The following is an 18,911-nucleotide window of genomic DNA, read 5'->3' on the forward strand; positions in this document are numbered from 1 at the left end:
TGCCTGGTAAGGGGCACACAGGGTCGAACAAGCGTGTAGCTTGCCGGGTCAAGAGGGCCGGGGGGCCTGGGTCCTGATAGGGGGTTCTCGATGAGCGTGCGGCTCATGGTGGTCGACGACCACCGACTGCTCGCCGAGGCGCTCGCCTCGGCGCTGAAATTGCGGGGCCACCGGGTGCTGGCGGCAGCCGCGCCGACCGCCGGCGCGGCGGACATCGTGGTGAGCCGCGCCCCGGAGGTCTGCTTGTTCGGTACCGCGACGCCCGCCGACCCGGGCGCCTTCGACCCGATCGCCCGGATCAAACGGGAGCGGCCGCAAGTGGCGGTCGTGGTGCTCGGACCGGTGCCCAGCCCGCGCGGGATCGCGGCCGCTTTCGCCGCCGGTGCCGCCGGATACGTCAGGCACGACGAGCGGATAGAGGGCGTCGAGCGGGCGATGGTCAAGGCGCGGGCCGGGGAGACGGCGGTCGCGCCGCAACTGCTCCAGGGCGCCTTCGCCGAGCTGCTCAACCCGGCCGTCCAGCCGGACGACGAAGGGCAGCGGCTCCTGCAGATGCTCACCCCCCGCGAGATCGAGGTCCTGGTGCGGGTCGCGGAGGGCGAGGACACCCGGCTGATCGCGGCCGGGATGCGGATCGCGCCGAGCACCGCCCGTACACATGTGCAGCGGGTGCTGATGAAGCTCGGCGTCGGCTCCCGGCTGGAGGCCGCGGCGCTGGCGGCGCGCACCGGGCTGCTGGAACGCGCGGCGGTGGACACCGGGCAGAAGGGGCCGGACCCCGTGTGACTTCCGGTCCCCGTGGGTGGTGTGCCGCTCAGTGCCGGTGCCGGAGCCGCCCGGAGCCTCGGCCGGGCGCAGCTTCGGCCACACCGGGAAGAACAGCCCGAGGGCCAGGGGACAGCCCTGTCCAGAGGTTGATGGGGACGCCCTCGGCCTTCTTCGGATCGGCGTCGGACGCGTTGATCCCGGCGATCGTGACGATCACCCTGTAGACGACGAGAGTCCGCCGGCTATCAGCCGGATGTCGAAGAGGCGGGCTGCGGCCGCAGATGTGCGCGCCGATTCGGAGACTTCCTTGTGCCGGTCGGAGGGGGGTGCCTCCGATCGGACCGAGTGGGGCAGTCAGCAGAGAGCGGCGAGGTGTCCTCGCCCCCGCTCGTGCAGAGCCGGAGTCCCTTCGGTCAGGTATCGCATGTGGGGTTCTCGCTTCGTTGCGCGAACCGAACCGGAAGCAACCGCATTCTTGCGCATATAAAGATCCTTCCTGGGGTTCCTTGTTTGATGGTGATCGAATGAGAGGAAAGATTCAGATTCAACCGGACGCGACCTCGCAAGAAGTGGGGGAGCGGTGTCGCCGCATCATTGACGCAGGTGTTGACTTGTGGTTTGTTGTGGTTGATTATGTTTGGAGGGACCTGGTGAAGAAGACGGTTACTACGCTCGCCGACGGCCGGGAGCTGCTCTACTACGACAGTCGCGACGACGTGGTCCGGGGTGCTGTCGACCAGCGACCGCTCGACGCCGTCTCGACCTCGTCGGAAGTCCGCCGAGACGCCCTTCTCGGGGACAGCGTTGCCATCGCCTCGCACCGCCAGGGGCGCACGTACCACCCGCCGGTCGACGAGTGCCCGCTCTGCCCGTCCCGGGACGGCCGGCTCAGCGAGATCCCCGACGACAGCTACGACGTGGCCGTCTTCGAGAACCGCTTCCCCTCGCTCGCCGGGGACTCCGGTCGCTGCGAGGTCGTCTGCTTCACCTCCGACCACGAGGCTTCCTTCGCCGACCTCACCGAGGAGCAGGCCGGCCTGGTCCTGGAGGCATGGACCGACCGAACGGCCGAACTCGCCGAGCGTCCCCAGGTCAAGCAGGTGTTCTGCTTCGAGAACCGCGGCGCCGAGATCGGTGTGACGCTCGGCCATCCGCACGGGCAGATCTACGCGTACCCGTTCGTCACCCCGCGAACCGAGCTGATGCTCCGCTCCATGGAGGCCCACCGCGAGCGGACCGGCCGCAACCTCTTCGACGACGTCGTGGCCCGCGAGCTGGCCGACGGCGAGCGGATCGTGCTGACCGGTGAGCACTGGGTGGCGTTCGTGCCCTATGCGGCGCACTGGCCGTACGAGATCCACCTCCACCCGCGCCGGCGCGTCCCCGACCTGCGCGAACTCGACGATGCCGCGCGCACGGAGTTCGCGCAGATCTATCTGGAACTCTTGAGGCGATTCGACCGGATCTTCGGCCCCGGTGAGCCGCCGACGCCGTACATCTCGGCCTGGCACCAAGCGCCGTTCGGGGTGCCCGGGCGGGAGCAGTTCGGGCTCCACCTCGAGCTTTTCACCATCCGACGCACCTCCGGCAAGCTGAAGTTTCTCGCGGGTTCCGAGTCCGGCATGAATGTGTTCATCAACGATGTGCCGCCGGAGGCCGCGGCACAGCGACTGCGAGAGGTAGCGAGCGAGTGAGCAAGCTCCAGAAGAAGTACCTGGTCACAGGTGGCGCGGGATATGTCGGCAGCGTGGTTGCCACGCATCTTCTGGAGGCCGGTCACGCGGTGACCGTCCTCGACGACCTGTCGACCGGGTTCCGGGAGGGTGTCCCGGCCGGGGCCGAGTTCATCGAGGGCCGCATCCAGGACGCCGCCCGCTGGCTGGACTCCTCCTACGACGGGGTGCTGCACTTCGCCGCGTACTCCCAGGTCGGCGAGTCCGTCACCGACCCGGAGAAGTACTGGGTGAACAACGTCGGCGGATCCATCGCGCTGCTCGCCGCGATGCGCGACGCGGGGGTCCGCACCCTGGTCTTCTCCTCCACCGCCGCGACCTACGGCGAACCGGTCTCCAGCCTCATCACGGAGTCCGACCCGACCGCGCCCACCAGCCCGTACGGCGCCACGAAGCTGGCCGTCGACCACATGATCACCGGCGAGGCGGCCGCGCACGGACTGGCCGCGGTCTCGCTGCGGTACTTCAACGTGGCGGGTGCGTACGGCAGTTGCGGCGAACGCCACAGCCCGGAGTCGCACCTCATCCCGCTCGTGCTTCAGGTCGCGCTCGGGCAGCGCGAGTCGATCTCCGTGTACGGCGACGACTACCCGACCCCCGACGGGTCCTGCGTACGCGACTACATCCACGTCGCCGATCTTGCCGAGGCCCACCTCCTCGCCCTGGACGCGGCCACCGCGGGCGAGCACCTGATCTGCAACCTCGGCAACGGAAACGGTTTCTCGGTGCGCGAGGTCATCGAGACCGTCCGCAAGGTCACCGGCCACCCGGTCCCCGAGATCACGGCCCCGCGCCGCGCCGGCGACCCCGCGGTGCTGGTGGCCTCCGCCACCACCGCCAGGGAGCGGCTCGGCTGGCAGCCGTCCCGCGCCGACCTGGCCGGAATCGTCTCCGACGCCTGGACGTTCGCCCGCCGAGAGGAGCCCACCGCCCCATGACCGACAACGCTGAGCTGGTCACCGCTTTCGCCGAGCTGTACGGCACCGCCCCCGAAGGAGTCTGGGCGGCCCCCGGACGGGTCAACCTGATCGGCGAGTACACCGACTTCAACGACGGCTTCGTGATGCCGCTCGCGCTGCCGCACACCGCGCGCGCGGCCGTCGCCCGCCGCACCGACGGCGAGCTGCGGCTGCATTCCACCGACGTGCCGGGCGGTGTCGTCCAGCTGCGGGTCGACGAGCTGGTACCGCACGAGGGCCACGGCTGGGCGGCGTACCCGGCCGGTGTCGTCTGGGCCCTGCGCGAGGCGGGTCACCAGGTCACCGGCGCGGACATCCAGCTGACCTCGACCGTCCCGACCGGCGCCGGGCTCTCCTCGTCGGCCGCCCTCGAAGTGGTTACCGCGCTCGCGCTGAACGACCTCTTCGAACTGGGCCTGTCCGCTGCCGAGCTGGCGGTGCTGGCGCAGCGTGCCGAGAACGCGTTCGTCGGCGTGCCGTGCGGGATCATGGACCAGATGGCGTCGGCGTGCTGCGTCGAGGGCCACGCCCTGCACCTCGACACCCGCGACCTCACTCGGCGCCAGGTCCCGTTCGACCTGGCCGCGCACGGTCTGCAACTGCTGGTGGTCGACACCCGGGTCAAGCACGAGCTGGGCGACGGCGCCTACGCGGACCGGCGGGCCGGCTGCGAGGCGGGCGCCCGGGCGCTGGGCTTGGGGACGCTGCGCGAACTTCCGTACGAGGGCCTGGATGCCGCGCTCGAGACGCTCGCCGAGTCCGGTGCGGACGAGTCGGTCGTGCGGTATGTACGCCATGTGGTCAGCGACAACGCGCGGGTGGAGCAGGTCATCGCACTGCTCGACGCGGGCGAGGTGCGGGCCGCGGGATCGGTGCTCACCGCGGGTCATGTCTCGCTCCGCGACGATCTGCGGGTCTCCTGCCCGGAACTGGACCTGGTGGTCTCGACGGCGAACGCGTCCGGGGCGCTCGGTGCGCGGATGACCGGCGGCGGCTTCGGTGGTTCGGCGATCGTGCTGGTGGACGCGGCGGACGCGGACGCGGTCACCAAATCGGTGCTGGAGGCGTTCACCTCGGCCGGGTATGCGACGCCCGGCGTCTTCCCGGCGGTCCCGTCGGCAGGCGCCCGTCGCACCGGGTGAAGGTCTTCGTCAGGATGAACTCGGTGACTCCGGGCGGGTAGTTGTCGACCTGCCCGATCACCTCGTAGCCCCGTTTCCGGTAGAAGTCCGGAGCGGGTGCAGGCCCGGTCCGTCTCGGCCGCTCGTTCCGCCTCGGCAAGCAGCTGCGAGCCGAGGCGGAACGAGCGGCCGAGGGTGGTCGGCCCCAGAGCAGATCCACGTGACTCCTCCTCGTGAACGAGGCGGCTTTTCACTCGATCGCAAGGGATCTCATGACGGCCAAGCCCTGACCGCTGCCGAAGCAGGACCGCAGCGTACTACGCCGCTTCGCGGCTGCGAGGTGCGGAGCTCGGGGGAGGATTCCGTGTTGGTCCGGTACAGCCGCTCACCAGCAGAAGGCGACGATCTTTGTCTACTTCTGTCTCAAGATGAAACATGAACCACACCCTAAACACCGAGGTTCATCAGTTCTGTGAATTGCCTTCCGCTCCGGGCCCCCGGCCGTACCCTGATGCTCAGCACCGGTGGGGGCCGGTGCTGATTCAGGGGTACGAGACAGTCGGGCACGACGCCCGGGGCGGGGTGGCAGTCGGCACACGGCGGCGGCCGTGGAACTGCGGTTCATCCTCATCGCTCCGGGCGTCGTGCCCGCACTGGTCCGTCCCGTTCGGGGGGTCCTGGGGTGGCCCCGGAACTGATGCAGTGTGGGGGTCCCTGTGGTTCGTATCCGGGTTCTCGTGGTGGACGACCACCGCATTTTCGCCGAGTCGCTTGCGGCGGCACTCGCGGCGGAACCGGACGTCGAGGTGGCGGCGGCGGGCAGCGGACCGGCCGCGCTCCGGTGTCTGGAGCGGGCGGCCGCCGAAGGCCGTAAGTACGACGTGATACTCGTCGATGCCGAACTGGGCATCCTGGCGACGGCCGCTGGACGCACCGTCCCCGGCCCGGTCCCGGTCCCCGCCCCGAGAAGCGGGGAACACGCGCCGGTCGACGGGATCTCGCTGGTCGCCGGGGTCCGCTCGGGGCAGCCGTCCGTGCGGACGGTGGTGCTCGCCGAGAAGGACGACCCGCGCCGGGCCGCGCTGGCGCTGCAGGCCGGGGCCTCCGGCTGGGTCGCCAAGGACTGCTCGCTGCAACGGCTGCTCACGGTCATCCGGGGGGTGCTCCGCGACGAAACGCATCTGCCTCCGGCGCTGCTCACCGGTGTCCTGCGCGAGCTGACGGCAGCCCGCAAGCACCGGACCGAGAGCGAGCAGCTGGTCGAGTCGCTGACCCCGCGCGAGCGTGAGGTGCTGCGCTGCATGGTGGCGGGGCTGGGCCGCAAAGCGGTGGCGGAGCGGTTGTACCTCTCCCCGCACACGGTGCGTACGCATATGCAGAACGTGCTGGGGAAGCTGGGCGTGCACTCGACGCTGGCCGCGGTGGCGCTGGCCCGGCGCGCCGGTGTCGGACCGGCCGAGCTATCCGGGGATGTTGTCGAACGGGGCGGTCAACTGGCGTAGCAGCCCGGCCAGTTCGCCGCGTTGGTGGCGGGAGAGCTCGCCGAGGATGGCGCGCTCCTGGGCGAGCAGTCCGGCCAGTGACTGGTCGGCCTTGTCGCGCCCCTCCGCGGTGAGCCGGACCAGCACGCCGCGCCGGTCGCTGGGGTCGGGGAGCCGTTCGACGAGGTTCTTCTTGGTCAGCCGGTCGATGCGGTTGGTCATCGTGCCCGAGGTGACCAGCGTCTGGGTGAGCAGCTGACCGGGGGAGAGCTGGTACGGGGCCCCGGCGCGGCGCAGCGACGTCAGTACGTCGAACTCCCACGGCTCGAGATTGTGCTCGGAGAAGGCGATCCGGCGGGCCCGGTCGAGGTGACGGGCCAGGCGTGAGACGCGGCTGAGCACCTCAAGCGGTTCCACGTCGAGGTCGGGGCGCTCGCGACGCCATGCAGCGACCAGCCGGTCAACCTCGTCCTCCATGTGGATCAGTGTAAAGGGTCTGTCGACATGAAGTCTCTTGAATCCAAGTGTCTTGACATCAAGATAACTTCCCGCTGATCCTGGTTGCCATGACGACACCGACCTGGGATCCGCAGCAGTACCTGCGTCACGCGGACCACCGCACCCGCCCGTTCCAGGACCTCCTGTCCGGCATCCCGGAGCCCCCGGCCGCCCCTGCGCCCCGCATCGCGGACCTGGGCTGCGGGGCAGGCAACGTCACGGCAGTCCTCGCGGCCCGCTGGCCGGCGGCCCGGATCACCGGATATGACAATTCCCCCCAGATGCTGGAACAGGCCCGTGCCCACGCCACACCCCTCCTGGACTTCGCCGAGGCCGACGCGACGACCTGGACGCCGACGGAACCGTACGACCTGATCGTCTCCAATGCCCTGCTCCAGTGGGTCCCCGGCCACGCCGGCCGCTTCCCCGACTGGCTGGACGGCATCACCCCGGGCGGCACGTTCGCCTTCCAGGTCCCCGGCAACTTCGACCAGCCCAGCCACACCCTGATGCGCGAACTGGCGGAGTCCCCGCGCTGGCGCTCCCGCCTGACCGGCGTCCTGCGCCACGCCGACGCGGTCCTCAGCCCCACCGCCTATCTGGACGCCCTGACGGCCCCCGGCATCACGGCGGACATCTGGGAGACCACGTACCTCCACCTCCTCCAGGGCGAGGACGCCGCCCTCGACTGGGTGAAGGGCACGGGCCTGCGCCCCGTCCTGACGGCGCTCGCGGACGACCCGGAGGCGCACGACGCGTTCCTCACCGCATACCGGGACCTGCTGCGCACCGCGTACCCGAAGGGTCCGCACGGCACCGTCTTCCCGTTCCGCCGCATCTTCGCCGTCGCCCACAAGGAGAAGTGATGATCGCCGCGGTGGACCACGTCCAACTGGCCGCCCCGGCAGGCTCGGAACCCGCCCTGCGTACGTACTACGTGGACGTCCTGGGAATGACCGAACTTCCCAAGCCCCCGGTCCTGGCGGCCCGCGGCGGCTGCTGGTTCCAGGCGGGACCGGTCCAGCTGCACCTGGGCATCGAGGCCGACTTCCGCCCGGCCAAGAAGGCCCATCCCGGGCTGCGCGTCACGGACATCGAGGCGTTCGCGGAGCGGCTGGAGGCACACGGAGCGCACGTGCACTGGGACGCCGGCCTGCCGGGGCACCGGCGCTTCCACTCCTTCGACCCGGCGGGAAACCGGCTGGAATTCCTGGAGCCGGTGGACGGGTGAGCCGTGGAGCCGGTCGAGCGCGACCGGGGTGATGCCGATCCCGGGCGGTGCGACGTCACGGTTGCACTATGCGCCGCTCAGGGCCCCGGTCACCAGCTCCAGATCCACCGGCATGACCGCGATCAGGACAGTCCCGTCCGACGACGCGCACTCCACGATCCGGGAACCCGGATTGATGACCAGACCCTCACGTGTCGATGCCGCGCGCACCGCGGTCCGGTGCAGATCCTCGGGGAGGACGACCGCCGACCTTCCGTAGGCGGGGCGCCAGGTCAGGGGCTTCGCGTTGATCAGCAGCCGCCCGGGGCGCCAGCGGTTGCCGTGGGACATCCGCTTGATCATGCACGGGATCCCGGTCGGTGCCCCGTCGGCCGCCTGGGCCGACCTCCGCCGGTGTCTGCGGCGGATCAGCATGCCGACGAGAGGACCGACGGCGCCGAGCACCACACAATCGATCACAAATTCGATCACACCTGTATTGAAACAGGTGGGGGATGCCGACGGGATGGGCTCGGGCCGGCCCGCCGCCCGCCCGTCCGGCGCCGCCGGGCCGCGTGCGGCCGGCTCCCGTCGGGTCAGCTCTTCCGGTGACCCATCAGGCGCGGCTTCGACTCCAGGTTCTCCAGGCCGTGCCAGGCCAGGTTCACCAGATGCGCCGCCACCTCGGCCTTCTTCGGCTTGCGGACGTTCAGCCACCACTGCCCTGTCAGCGCCACCATGCCGACCAGCGCCTGCGCGTACAGCGGTGCGAGCTTCGGGTCGAAGCCGCGGGCCTTGAACTCCAGCCCCAGGATGTCCTCGACCTGCGTGGCGATGTCGCTGATCAGGGAGGCGAACGTGCCGGTCGACTGGGCGACCGGGGAGTCGCGGACCAGGATGCGGAAGCCGTCCGTGTACGTCTCGATGTAGTCGAGCAGCGCGAACGCCGCCTGTTCCAGGAGTTCGCGCGGGTGGCCGGCGGTCAGGGCGCTGGTGACCATGTCGAGGAGCTGGCGCATCTCGCGGTCGACCACGACGGCGTACAGGCCCTCCTTGCCGCCGAAGTGTTCGTAGACGACCGGCTTGGAGACGCCGGCGCGGGCCGCGATCTCCTCCACCGAGGTGCCTTCGAAGCCCTTGTCGGCGAAGAGGGTGCGGCCGATGTCCAGCAACTGTTCGCGGCGTTCCTTGCCGGTCATCCTCACCCGGCGGGTACGCCGGGGGGAGGAGGGACGGTTCTTGTCGTTGCTCGTGCTGCCGTCGGTCGCCACGTCGTCAATCATGCCGCGTCGGCGTGCGCGGACTTGCGCCGGGAGTCGATCCGGCGGGACTCGATCCGGGCGGAGTCCGGCCAGCGCACGTCGTACGCCCAGCCGAGCTTCTCGAACCAGCGGATCAGCCGGGCACTGGAATCGACCTGGCCCCTCATCACCCCGTGCCGGGCGCTCGTCGGATCCGCGTGGTGCAGGTTGTGCCACGACTCGCCGCAGGAGAGGACCGCCAGCCACCACACATTCCCGGACCGGTCACGGGACTTGAACGGACGCTTGCCGACCGCGTGACAGATGGAGTTGATCGACCAGGTGACGTGGTGCAGAAGCGCCACCCGCACGAGAGAGCCCCAGAAGAACGCCGTCGCCGCTCCCCACCACGACATCGTCACCAGACCGCCGACCAGCGGTGGGATCGCCAGCGACACGATCGTGAGGGTGAGGAAGTGGCGGGAGATCCCGCGGATCGCCGGGTCCTTGATCAGGTCCGGGGCGTATTTCTGCTGCGGGGTCTGCTCCTCGTCGAACATCCAGCCGATGTGCGCCCACCACAGCCCCTTCATCAGGGCAGGGAGCGTCTCGCCGAACCGCCACGGCGAGTGCGGGTCGCCCTGGGCGTCGGAGAAGCGGTGGTGCTTGCGGTGGTCGGCCACCCAGCGCACCAGCGGGCCTTCCACGGCCAGCGATCCGGCAACGGCCAGGGCGATGCGGAGCGGGCGCTTCGCCTTGAAGGAGCCATGGGTGAAGTAGCGGTGGAAGCCGATCGTGATGCCGTGGCAGCCGATGAAGTACATCGCGACCAGCAGACCCAGATCGAGCCAGCTCACACCGCGGCCCCAGGCCAGCGGCACCGCCGCGACCAGGGCCATGAACGGCACCACGATGAACAGCAGCAGGGCGATCTGTTCGACCGACCGCTTGCTGTCGCCGCCGAGCGTGGCGGAAGGGAGGACCGGACCGTCGGCCGCCGCCGGGGCGTCGTCGATCACATCGGGGCTGGTGTTCATGGGGAGTCCCCTGGAGGGTGAGGAGTACGAGGACAACTCTGGCTACGCATCCGTAACCTACGGTTTCGTAAGTATGGCAGCGCGGAGGCCCGCAGCACGAGAGCTGAGCCGACGGAGCTATCGCTCCACCGGGCCTACGAGGGCTGCGGGCAACGCCGACGGCATGGACACCTATCCTGGAACCGTCGGACAGCGCGGTCCGCACTCTGCTTTCCCGGGGCGGCGACAGCACCGCTGTGCCCGCGGTCCCCGGACCCCCTTGTGGGGAGACGCTTCGCGACGCACCTCCTCAATCGCTGCAAGGAGCCGCACACAGTGAGCAGTGCCGACCAGACCCCCGCCGCCAGCGCCGAGCTGCGCGCCGACATCCGCCGCCTCGGCGATCTGCTGGGCGAGACCCTCGTACGTCAGGAGAGCCAGGAACTCCTCGACCTCGTCGAGCGGGTCCGCGCCCTGACCCGTACCGACGGCGAGGCAGCCGCCGAACTCCTCGGCGACACGGACCTGGAGACCGCCGCGCAGCTGGTGCGGGCCTTCTCCACCTACTTCCACCTCGCCAACGTCACCGAGCAGGTCCACCGCGCCCACGAGATGCGCGACCGGCGCGCCGCCGAGGGCGGTCTGCTGGCCCGTACCGCGGACCGGCTGAAGGACGCGGACCCCGAGCACCTGCGCGCGACCGTCAAGAACCTCAACGTACGGCCGGTCTTCACCGCGCACCCGACCGAGGCCGCGCGGCGTTCCGTGCTGAACAAGCTCCGCCGCATCGCCGAGCTGCTGGACACCCCCGTCATCGAGGCCGACCGGCGCCGCCACGACCTGCGGCTCGCCGAGAACATCGACCTCATCTGGCAGACCGACGAGCTGCGCGTCGTCCGCCCGGAACCGGCCGACGAGGCCCGTAACGCCATCTACTACCTCGACGAGCTGCACGCCAATGCCGTCGGGGACGTGCTCGAGGACCTGGCCGCCGAGCTGGAGCGGGTCGGCGTCGAACTGCCCGCGGGCACCCGCCCGCTGACCTTCGGCACCTGGATCGGCGGCGACCGCGACGGCAATCCCAACGTGACGCCCACCGTCACCTGGGAAGTGCTGATCCTGCAGCACGAGCACGGCATCACCGACGCGCTGGAGCTCATCGACAATCTGCGCGGACTGCTCTCGAACTCCATCCGCTACACGGGCGCCACCGACGAGCTGCTCACCTCCCTCCAGGCCGACCTGGAGCGGCTCCCCGAGATCAGCCCGCGCTACAAGCGACTGAACTCCGAGGAGCCGTACCGCCTCAAGGCCACCTGCATCCGGCAGAAGCTCCTCAACACCCGCGAGCGGCTGGCCGGCGGCACCCCGCACCGCCCCGGCTGCGACTACCTGGGCACCGCCGAGCTCATCGAGGACCTGGTGCTCATCCAGACCTCGCTGCGCGAGCACCGCGGCGGTCTCTTCGCCGACGGCCGGATGAACCGCACGATCCGCACGCTCTCCGCGTTCGGTCTGCAGCTCGCCACCATGGACGTACGTGAGCACGCGGACGCCCACCACCACGCCCTCGGCCAGCTCTTCGACCGGCTCGGCGAGGAGTCCTGGCGGTACGCCGACATGCCGCGCGACTACCGGCAGAAGCTGCTCGCCAAGGAGCTCCGCTCGCGCCGCCCGCTCGCCCCGACCCCGGCCCCGCTGGACGCTGCGAGCGCGAAGACCCTCGGTGTCTTCCTCACCGTCAAGGAGGCGTTCGAGCGGTTCGGCCCCGAGGTCATCGAGTCGTACATCATCTCGATGTGCCAGGGTGCCGACGACGTCTTCGCCGCTGCCGTCCTCGCCCGCGAGGCCGGTCTGATCGATCTGCACAGCGGCTGGGCCAAGATCGGCATCGTGCCGCTCCTGGAGACCACCGACGAGCTGCGCGCCGCCGATGTGATCCTCGACGAGATGCTCGCCGACCCCTCGTACCGGCGGCTCGTCTCGCTCCGTGGCGACGTCCAGGAGGTCATGCTCGGGTACTCCGACTCCTCCAAGTTCGGCGGCATCACCACCTCGCAGTGGGAGATCCACCGGGCGCAGCGCCGACTGCGTGACGTCGCGCACCGTTACGGCGTTCGGCTGCGGCTCTTCCACGGCCGCGGCGGCACCGTCGGCCGTGGTGGCGGCCCCTCGCACGACGCGATCCTCGCACAGCCGTGGGGCACGCTGGAGGGCGAGATCAAGGTGACCGAGCAGGGCGAGGTCATCTCCGACAAGTACCTCATCCCGGCGCTCGCCCGGGAGAACCTGGAGCTGACCGTCGCGGCCACCCTCCAGGCCTCCGCGCTGCACACCGCGCCCCGCCAGTCCGACGAGGCGCTGGCCCGCTGGGACGCGGCGATGGACACCGTCTCCGACGCCGCGCACGACGCCTACCGCAAGCTGGTCGAGGACCCGGACCTGCCCGCGTACTTCTTCGCGTCCACCCCGGTCGACCAGCTCGCCGAGCTGCACCTGGGCTCCCGCCCGTCGCGGCGCCCGGACTCCGGCGCCGGTCTCGACGGCCTGCGGGCCATCCCGTGGGTCTTCGGCTGGACCCAGTCGCGGCAGATCGTGCCGGGCTGGTACGGCGTCGGCTCAGGGCTCAAGGCGCTGCGCGAGGCCGGTCTGGACAGCGTTCTGGACGAGATGCACGAGCACTGGCACTTCTTCCGGAACTTCATCTCGAACGTGGAGATGACGCTCGCCAAGACCGACCTGCGGATCGCCCGCCACTATGTCGACACGCTCGTCCCCGACGAGCTGAAGCACGTCTTCGCCGACATCGAGGCAGAGCATGCGCTCACGGTGGAGGAAGTCCTGAAGGTCACCGGCGGGACCGAGCTGCTCGGCACCAGCCCCGTGCTCCAGCAGACGTTCGCCATCCGGGACGCCTACCTGGACCCGATCTCCTACCTCCAGGTCTCGCTGCTGGCCCGCCAGCGCCGTGCCGCAGAGCGCGGCGAGGAAGCCGACCCGCTGCTCGCCCGGGCCCTGCTGCTCACGGTGAACGGCGTCGCCGCGGGTCTGCGCAACACCGGCTGACCTTCTCACCCGCAGGACGACAGTGCCCCCACCGGACGCATCCGGTGGGGGCACTCCGCTGCGCGGACGTCAGTGCTGCTGGGCCTTGCGGCGGCGCATCACCAGGAAGCCGCCGGCCGCGGCGAGCGCCGCGGCGACCGCCGCCATCGTGCCGACCGGGGCATTGCTTCCGGTCTCGGCGAGGTTGCCGGAGTCGCCGCCCTGGCTGGCCGCGGCGCCGGCCGGGGTGCTCTCCGAGGGGGACGGGGTGCCGGTCGGCTGCTCGCCGCCGGGAGTGGACGGGGTGGCGGACGGCGTGGCCGCGGGCTCCTCGCCGGGCTTGGTGGGCTCTTCGCCGGGCTTGGTGGGCTCTTCGCCGGGCTTGGTGGGTTCCTCGCCGGGCTTGGTGGGCTCTTCGCCGGGCTTCGTGGGTTCTTCGCCGGGCTTGGTGGGCTCCTCACCGGGCTTGCCCGGCTCGCAGTCGGTCTTGAAGACCTTGTGCTTGGCCTTGCCGTTCTCGCCCTCGAAGTTCCAGAACAGCTTGTACTGGCCGTCGGGCAGGGTCATGTCGGAGGTACGGCCGTGGCCGGAACCATCGAGCGCGAAGGCGCCGGTCTTGACCGTCTCGCCCTTGTCCAGGTCATTGTTGGCCCAGGCCTCGATATGCCACTGGACCTTCTGGGCGGCGTCGAAGCCGAAGGCGTCGAGGTAGAAGGAGCAGACCTTCGGCTCGTTCCTGCGAAGCTCCTCACCGGTCTTGGCGTCGTGGATCTTCACCGTGCCGTTGTCGCCCTTGGGCGTCGCGAAGGCGGAAGGTGCCAGCAGCAGCGAAGCGGTCACCGCGGTGACCAGAGCGCCGGCGGGAATGAGTATGCGCATATGGGCAGTCCAACGTAGGAGATGAGGGATGCCGTGGGGGAGCAACTGTCAAAAGCTGTGGATCAGTAGCCGTGGGGGGTCCGCCAAGCCTCTTGTTGTTGCTCCCGTCGGTCAAGGTTGATGTGTTCACATCCGTCCGTTGTGTAGCGCTATGCCTCAATGGTTCTGGGTAACGATCAGACGAACATGCGGCTCCGGTACGGGAGTCCACGACTCGGGGCGCCTTGGGGAAGGGCTCGGAGCGCGGCCCGGGAGCCGCTCAGGGCGAGGCTCAGAGGGCGATGAACGTCGCCACCAGCAGGGCCGCGCCCGCGATCCCGGTTCCCCACGCGGTCCGGGTGAGCCGCAGGCCGCTGCCGATGATCAGGGCGGCGAGCAGCAGTGCGCCGCCGAGCGGCACCCAGGAGTGCAGGAAGCCCGGCACCCCGGTGCGTACGACCTCGTCGGTGCCGGGCTTCACGGCGACCGGGAACCTGCCGCCCTTCTTCACCGCGACGGACCGCTCGATCGTCACACGTGAGCGCGCCGTGGCGTGCTCGGCGGGGGCGAACGGTCCCGTGCAGACGTCGGCGCCGCAGCCGGTGACGTTCATCGTGCCGTGCTCACGGCCCTTGGCGAGGACGATGTGCTGCGCCGAGGACCAGGACGACAGGACGCCCGCGACGAGCAACAGCAGGACGACGCAGCCCAGGGCGGCGCTGCGGCCGTAGAACAGTACGCGGTGGGAGGTGCTCCGCTTCATGGGGAGCGATCCTTGGGCAGGCGAACGCCCTCGGTCAACTTCACATCCGACCCTGGTCGGAATTGGTCCAGGATCGCCCTGCTATCTCATGAGTTGTACGCGCTCTGTGCGCGCTCAAGGCCCTCCGCGAGCAGGCACTCCACCGAGTCCGCCGCCCGGTCCACGAAATAGCCGAGCTCCTTGCGCTCGGTGGACGAGAAGTCCTTCAGGACGAAGTCGGCGACCTGCATCCGGCCCGGTGGGCGGCCGATCCCGAACCGGATCCGGTGGTAGTCGGACCCCATCGACTTGGTCATCGACTTGAGCCCGTTGTGCCCGTTGTCGCCGCCGCCCAGCTTCAGCCGGAGTGTCCCGTAGTCGATGTCCAGCTCGTCGTGGATCGCCACGATGTGATCGGTCGGCACCTTGTAGAAGTCGCGGAGCGCGGTGACGGGGCCGCCGGAGAGGTTCATGTACGACATCGGCTTGGCCAGGATCACGCGGCGGTTGGCCGGTCCGGGCGGGCCCATGCGGCCTTCGACGACCTGCGCCTGCGCCTTCTGGGCCCGCTTGAACTTCCCGCCGATCCGCTCGGCGAGGAGGTCGGCGACCATGAAGCCGACGTTGTGCCGCTGCGCCGCGTGCTCGGGGCCGGGGTTGCCGAGGCCCACGATGAGCCAGGGTTCGGTGGCGTCGGACATCTGCGCTCGGTCTCCTTCGCGTTCGGATGGTTCCGGATGGTCCGGATACAGGCGGACGGGGCGGCGGGTCCCTGGGGAAGGAACCGCCGCCCCGTCAGTCAAGCAGGTGAAGCGGGGTGAACGAGGCTCAGGCCTCGGCGCCCTCGCCCTCGGCGGCCTCGGCGGCCGGCTCCTCGGCCTGCGCGGTGACGACCTGCAGCACGACGGCGTCCTCGTCGCCGGCCAGCACGGAGCCGGCGGGCAGCGGGATGTCCTTGGCGACGACGGAGTCACCGGCGTCGAGGCCCGCGATGGAGACCGTGACGGACTCGGGGATGTGGGTGGCCTCGGCCTCGACGAGCAGGGTGTTCTGCACGTACTCGAGGAGGTTGCCGCCCGGGGCCAGCTCGCCCTCGACGTGCACGGCGACCTCGACGTTGACCTTCTCGCCGCGCTTGACGGTCAGCAGGTCGACGTGCTCGATGTCGCCCTTGAGCGGGTTGCGCTGCACGGCCTTCGGGATGACCAGCGTGTCCTTGCCGTCGAGCTCGAGGCCGATCAGGACGTTGGCGGTGCGGAGCGCAAGGAGCAGCTCGTGGGCCGGCAGGGTGACGTGGATCGGCTCGGCACCGTGGCCGTAGACGACCGCGGGGACCTGGTTGTCACGACGGGCGCGGCGGGCGGCGCCCTTGCCGAACTCGGAACGGGGCTGGGCGGCGAGCTTGATCTCGGCCATGACTGCACTCCTCGTGGGGTGACGAAAACTGGATGGTCACCCGGCCCACGACAGGCCTGCTACGAAGAGCGCGTCGATAACGGACCGCCGTACCCATGAGTACGGCCTCCCTCGCCGAGCAACTCGCTGAGTCTACCCGGCGGGGAGGCCGCACCCAAAGTGGATCTTCTGGGTCAGGTGTTCCTACTGCTCCTCGAAGAGGCTCGTGACCGAGCCGTCCTCGAAGACCTCGCGCACCGCGCGCGCGATCGTCGGCGCGATCGAGAGCACCGTGATCTTGTCGAGCTCCAGCTCACCCGGGGTCGGCAGGGTGTCCGTGAAGACGAACTCGCTGACCTTGGAGTTCTTCAGCCGGTCCGCGGCCGGGCCGGAGAGCACACCGTGTGTTGCCGTCACTATGACGTCCTCGGCGCCGTGCGCGAACAGGGCGTCGGCGGCGGCGCAGATGGTGCCACCGGTGTCGATCATGTCGTCGACCAGGACGCAGACCCGGCCCTTGACGTTGCCGACGACCTCGTGGACGGTCACCTGGTTGGCGACGTCCTTGTCGCGGCGCTTGTGGACGATCGCCAGCGGGGCGTCCAGGCGGTCGCACCAGCGGTCGGCGACGCGCACGCGGCCGGCGTCCGGGGAGACGATCGTCAGCTTCGAGCGGTCGACCTTGGCGCCGACGTAGTCGGCGAGGATCGGCAGCGCGAAGAGGTGGTCGACCGGGCCGTCGAAGAAGCCCTGGATCTGGTCGGTGTGCAGGTCGACCGTGAGGATGCGGTCGGCACCCGCGGTCTTCATCAGGTCGGCGACCATGCGGGCCGAGATCGGCTCGCGGCCACGGTGCTTCTTGTCCTGGCGGGCGTAGCCGTAGAACGGCACGATCACCGTGATGGAGCGGGCCGAGGCGCGCTTCAGCGCGTCCAGCATGATCAGCTGCTCCATGATCCACTTGTTGATCGGAGCCGTGTGGCTCTGGATCAGGAAGCAGTCGGCGCCGCGTGCGGACTCCTGGAAGCGGACGTAGATCTCACCGTTGGCGAAATCGAAGGCCTTCGTCGGCACGAGGCCGACCCCCAGTTGGTGCGCGACCTCCTCGGCCAGCTCGGGGTGGGCGCGGCCGGAGAAGAGCATCAGTTTCTTCTCGCCGGTCGTCTTGATCCCGGTCACAGCACAGTCTCCTCAGACGTGTTCCTGGCGCTGCACGCATGTGTCCCGATGTGCAACGAGCCAGCCGAAATGGGGTGAGCATCTATCACGGTACGCCGTGCGCGGCGTGCCCGTTTCCGGTCAGCTTTCGCTGTCGGTCTCCTCCGCGACGGCCTGAGCCGCCTGCGCGGCGGCGCTGCCCGGACGCTTACGGGCCACCCAACCCGCGATATTCCTTTGCTGGCCACGGGCGACGGCCAGTGAACCGGGCGGTACGTCCTTGGTGATGACCGAGCCGGCGGCGGTGTAGACGCCGTCCCCGACCGTGACAGGTGCCACAAACATATTGTCCGACCCGGTGCGGCAGTGTGACCCGATGGTCGTGTGGTGCTTCGACACACCGTCGTAGTTCACGAAGACGCTCGCGGCGCCGATGTTGGTGTGGTCGCCGATGGTCGCGTCGCCGACATAGCTCAGGTGCGGCACCTTCGTGCCCTCGCCGATCGTGGCGTTCTTCATCTCCACGTACGTACCGGCCTTGGCCTTCGGGCCGAGCGTGGTGCCGGGGCGCAGATACGCGTACGGGCCGACCGTCGCGCCGGGGCCGATCTCCGCCCCGACCGCGACCGTGTTGTCCACGCGGGCGCCCGCGTGGACGGTGGTGTCCGTCAGCCGGCTGTTCGGGCCGACCTCGGCGTCCTCGGCGAGATGTGTGGTGCCGAGCAACTGGGTGCCGGGGTGCACGATCGCGTCCTGCTCGTACGTCACCGTGGCGTCGATCAGCGTCGTCGCCGGGTCCACGACGGTCACGCCGGCGAGCATCGCCCGCTCCAGCAGCCGCTCGTTCAGCAGGGTGCGGGCCTGGGCGAGCTGGACGCGGTTGTTGATCCCGAGGATCTCGCGGTGGTCGGCAGCGACGGAGGCGCCGACGCGGTGCCCGGCCTCACGCAGGATGGACAGCACGTCGGTGAGGTACTCCTCGCCCTGGCTGTTGTCGGCGCGGACCTTGCCGAGGGCGTCCGCGAGCAGCCGTCCGTCGAACGCGAAGACCCCGGAATTGATCTCGCGGATGGCACGCTGAGCTTCGGTGGCGTCCTTGTGCTCGACGATCTCGGTGACCGCGCCGCTTGCGGCGTCGCGGACGATCCTGCCGTAGCCGGTGGAGTCCGGGACCTCGGCGGTCAGCACGGTGACGGCGTTCGCGTCGGCGGTGTGGACGGCGGCGAGCGCGGTGAGCGTCGCGCCGGAGAGCAGCGGGGTGTCGCCGCAGACGACGATCACCGTGCCCTCGACGGTGCCGCCGAGCTCTTCGAGCGCGGTGCGCACGGCGTGGCCGGTCCCGCCCTGAACGGCCTGGTAGGCGGTCCGCACCTGGCTGTCGACGGTGGCGAGGTGCGCGGTGACCTGCTCGCTCGCATGGCCGACGACCACGACGAGGTGCTCGGGGTTCAGCTCGCGTGCGGCGGTGACGACATGCCCGACGAGTGAGCGCCCGGAGATCTCGTGCAGAACCTTCGGGGTCTTCGACTTCATGCGGGTGCCCTCACCCGCTGCGAGGACGATGACGGCTGCCATTGGGGCCTCCCCTGATCGAGCGGCGCCGGGGGCCTGAGGGGGTCCGGCGTACACGGATGTGCCCTTCGGCTTCGGATGGTGGACATCCGCAGGATACCGGGGGAGCTGCGG

18 protein-coding genes and 1 pseudogene are annotated in these 18,911 nt (G+C 69.9%); 8 read left to right on the top strand and 11 right to left on the bottom strand.

Translation table 11 applies throughout. From position 1 onward, the window contains the following. Positions 1-90: 90 nt before the first annotated feature. Entirely contained in the window at positions 91-786 is a 696-nt protein-coding gene (locus ACNPQM_RS03080) for a helix-turn-helix transcriptional regulator (RefSeq protein WP_358857567.1), read from the top strand. A 51-nt stretch (positions 787-837) separates the two neighbouring features. On the opposite strand, the pseudogene ACNPQM_RS03085 reads toward ACNPQM_RS03080, so the two are convergent. Further along, positions 838-1,122 (bottom strand): annotated as a pseudogene (locus tag ACNPQM_RS03085) (hypothetical protein); the annotation flags it as partial. A gap of 296 nt (positions 1,123-1,418) precedes the next feature. Here ACNPQM_RS03085 and galT point away from each other — a divergent pair. From galT to ACNPQM_RS03105, 4 genes are all read left to right on the top strand, one after another. Beyond that, positions 1,419-2,462: a galactose-1-phosphate uridylyltransferase gene (gene galT / locus ACNPQM_RS03090; RefSeq protein ID WP_418082758.1), complete on the top strand. Its 1,044-nt coding sequence runs from the start codon at positions 1,419-1,421 to the stop codon at positions 2,460-2,462. Further along, positions 2,459-3,439 (top strand): UDP-glucose 4-epimerase GalE, encoded by a 981-nt coding sequence (gene galE, locus ACNPQM_RS03095; protein WP_418082759.1) that lies wholly within the window; start codon positions 2,459-2,461, stop codon positions 3,437-3,439. The genes galT and galE overlap by 4 nt, the downstream gene beginning before the upstream one ends. Continuing rightward, entirely contained in the window at positions 3,436-4,602 is a 1,167-nt protein-coding gene (gene galK / locus ACNPQM_RS03100; protein WP_358857564.1) for a galactokinase, read from the top strand. The genes galE and galK overlap by 4 nt, the downstream gene beginning before the upstream one ends. A 695-nt stretch (positions 4,603-5,297) precedes the next feature. Further along, a complete protein-coding gene (locus tag ACNPQM_RS03105; RefSeq protein WP_358857563.1) occupies positions 5,298-6,083 on the top strand; it encodes a response regulator transcription factor in 786 nt (261 codons plus the stop codon). On the opposite strand, the gene ACNPQM_RS03110 is transcribed toward ACNPQM_RS03105, so the two are convergent. Further along, entirely contained in the window at positions 6,042-6,539 is a 498-nt protein-coding gene (locus ACNPQM_RS03110) for a MarR family winged helix-turn-helix transcriptional regulator (protein WP_266984776.1), read from the bottom strand. The genes ACNPQM_RS03105 and ACNPQM_RS03110 overlap by 42 nt on opposite strands. An 89-nt stretch (positions 6,540-6,628) precedes the next feature. On the opposite strand from ACNPQM_RS03110, the gene ACNPQM_RS03115 reads away from it, so the two are divergent. Beyond that, positions 6,629-7,426 carry a trans-aconitate 2-methyltransferase gene (locus ACNPQM_RS03115; RefSeq protein WP_418082760.1) on the top strand — a complete coding sequence of 266 codons (798 nt, stop codon included), beginning with the start codon at positions 6,629-6,631 and terminating at the stop codon, positions 7,424-7,426. Then, a complete protein-coding gene (locus ACNPQM_RS03120) occupies positions 7,426-7,791 on the top strand; it encodes a VOC family protein (RefSeq protein ID WP_358857560.1) in 366 nt (121 codons plus the stop codon). The genes ACNPQM_RS03115 and ACNPQM_RS03120 overlap by 1 nt, the downstream gene beginning before the upstream one ends. 66 nt (positions 7,792-7,857) lie before the next feature. On the opposite strand, the gene ACNPQM_RS03125 is transcribed toward ACNPQM_RS03120, so the two are convergent. The 3 genes from ACNPQM_RS03125 to ACNPQM_RS03135 all read right to left on the bottom strand — a co-directional run bounded on the left by ACNPQM_RS03125 (position 7,858) and on the right by ACNPQM_RS03135 (position 10,048). Then, a complete protein-coding gene (locus tag ACNPQM_RS03125; protein ID WP_418082761.1) occupies positions 7,858-8,262 on the bottom strand; it encodes a hypothetical protein in 405 nt (134 codons plus the stop codon). Positions 8,263-8,366: 104 nt separating this feature from the next. Next, positions 8,367-9,053: a TetR family transcriptional regulator gene (locus ACNPQM_RS03130; protein ID WP_418082762.1), complete on the bottom strand. Its 687-nt coding sequence runs from the start codon at positions 9,051-9,053 to the stop codon at positions 8,367-8,369. Beyond that, complete coding sequence (locus tag ACNPQM_RS03135; RefSeq protein ID WP_418082763.1) at positions 9,050-10,048, bottom strand: acyl-CoA desaturase; 999 nt, start codon at positions 10,046-10,048, stop codon at positions 9,050-9,052. Before ACNPQM_RS03135 ends, ACNPQM_RS03130 begins: the two co-directional genes overlap by 4 nt. A gap of 315 nt (positions 10,049-10,363) precedes the next feature. Between ACNPQM_RS03135 and ppc the strand changes: the two genes are divergently transcribed. Next, the gene (ppc, locus tag ACNPQM_RS03140) at positions 10,364-13,093 is read left to right on the top strand and encodes a phosphoenolpyruvate carboxylase (RefSeq protein ID WP_418082764.1); all 2,730 of its coding nucleotides are present in this window, start codon (positions 10,364-10,366) and stop codon (positions 13,091-13,093) included. 69 nt (positions 13,094-13,162) lie between these two features. Here the strand turns inward: ppc and ACNPQM_RS03145 are convergent, their stop codons facing one another. From ACNPQM_RS03145 to glmU, 6 genes are all read right to left on the bottom strand, one after another. Beyond that, complete coding sequence (locus tag ACNPQM_RS03145) at positions 13,163-13,951, bottom strand: LPXTG cell wall anchor domain-containing protein (RefSeq protein ID WP_418082765.1); 789 nt, start codon at positions 13,949-13,951, stop codon at positions 13,163-13,165. Between the two features lie 271 nt (positions 13,952-14,222). Then, the gene (locus tag ACNPQM_RS03150; RefSeq protein ID WP_418082766.1) at positions 14,223-14,693 is read right to left on the bottom strand and encodes a hypothetical protein; all 471 of its coding nucleotides are present in this window, start codon (positions 14,691-14,693) and stop codon (positions 14,223-14,225) included. An 86-nt stretch (positions 14,694-14,779) separates the two neighbouring features. Further along, positions 14,780-15,373: an aminoacyl-tRNA hydrolase gene (gene pth, locus ACNPQM_RS03155; RefSeq protein ID WP_358857553.1), complete on the bottom strand. Its 594-nt coding sequence runs from the start codon at positions 15,371-15,373 to the stop codon at positions 14,780-14,782. Positions 15,374-15,500: 127 nt separating this feature from the next. Then, positions 15,501-16,088 (bottom strand): 50S ribosomal protein L25/general stress protein Ctc, encoded by a 588-nt coding sequence (locus tag ACNPQM_RS03160; RefSeq protein ID WP_358857552.1) that lies wholly within the window; start codon positions 16,086-16,088, stop codon positions 15,501-15,503. 183 nt (positions 16,089-16,271) lie between these two features. Continuing rightward, the gene (locus tag ACNPQM_RS03165) at positions 16,272-17,246 is read right to left on the bottom strand and encodes a ribose-phosphate diphosphokinase (RefSeq protein ID WP_358857551.1); all 975 of its coding nucleotides are present in this window, start codon (positions 17,244-17,246) and stop codon (positions 16,272-16,274) included. Positions 17,247-17,366: 120 nt separating this feature from the next. Continuing rightward, positions 17,367-18,800, bottom strand: a complete 1,434-nt coding sequence (gene glmU, locus ACNPQM_RS03170; protein WP_358857550.1) for a bifunctional UDP-N-acetylglucosamine diphosphorylase/glucosamine-1-phosphate N-acetyltransferase GlmU — start codon at positions 18,798-18,800, stop codon at positions 17,367-17,369. Positions 18,801-18,911: the final 111 nt, after the last annotated feature.

This window comes from Streptomyces sp. NPDC056231 (assembly GCF_048270745.1).
Lineage (GTDB): Bacteria > Actinomycetota > Actinomycetes > Streptomycetales > Streptomycetaceae > Streptomyces.

Excerpts from the sequence above, each read along its gene's own strand:
- ACNPQM_RS03080 (WP_358857567.1), top strand. The coding sequence starts at position 91 with ATGAGCGTGCGGCTCATGGTGGTCGACGACCACCGACTGCTCGCCGAG.
- galK (WP_358857564.1), top strand. The coding sequence starts at position 3,436 with ATGACCGACAACGCTGAGCTGGTCACCGCTTTCGCCGAGCTGTACGGC.
- ACNPQM_RS03110 (WP_266984776.1), bottom strand. The coding sequence starts at position 6,539 with ATGGAGGACGAGGTTGACCGGCTGGTCGCTGCATGGCGTCGCGAGCGC.
- ACNPQM_RS03115 (WP_418082760.1), top strand. The coding sequence starts at position 6,629 with ATGACGACACCGACCTGGGATCCGCAGCAGTACCTGCGTCACGCGGAC.
- ACNPQM_RS03120 (WP_358857560.1), top strand. The coding sequence starts at position 7,426 with ATGATCGCCGCGGTGGACCACGTCCAACTGGCCGCCCCGGCAGGCTCG.
- ACNPQM_RS03130 (WP_418082762.1), bottom strand. The coding sequence starts at position 9,053 with ATGATTGACGACGTGGCGACCGACGGCAGCACGAGCAACGACAAGAAC.
- ACNPQM_RS03135 (WP_418082763.1), bottom strand. The coding sequence starts at position 10,048 with ATGAACACCAGCCCCGATGTGATCGACGACGCCCCGGCGGCGGCCGAC.
- ACNPQM_RS03145 (WP_418082765.1), bottom strand. The coding sequence starts at position 13,951 with ATGCGCATACTCATTCCCGCCGGCGCTCTGGTCACCGCGGTGACCGCT.
- ACNPQM_RS03150 (WP_418082766.1), bottom strand. The coding sequence starts at position 14,693 with ATGAAGCGGAGCACCTCCCACCGCGTACTGTTCTACGGCCGCAGCGCC.
- pth (WP_358857553.1), bottom strand. The coding sequence starts at position 15,373 with ATGTCCGACGCCACCGAACCCTGGCTCATCGTGGGCCTCGGCAACCCC.
- ACNPQM_RS03160 (WP_358857552.1), bottom strand. The coding sequence starts at position 16,088 with ATGGCCGAGATCAAGCTCGCCGCCCAGCCCCGTTCCGAGTTCGGCAAG.
- glmU (WP_358857550.1), bottom strand. The coding sequence starts at position 18,800 with ATGGCAGCCGTCATCGTCCTCGCAGCGGGTGAGGGCACCCGCATGAAG.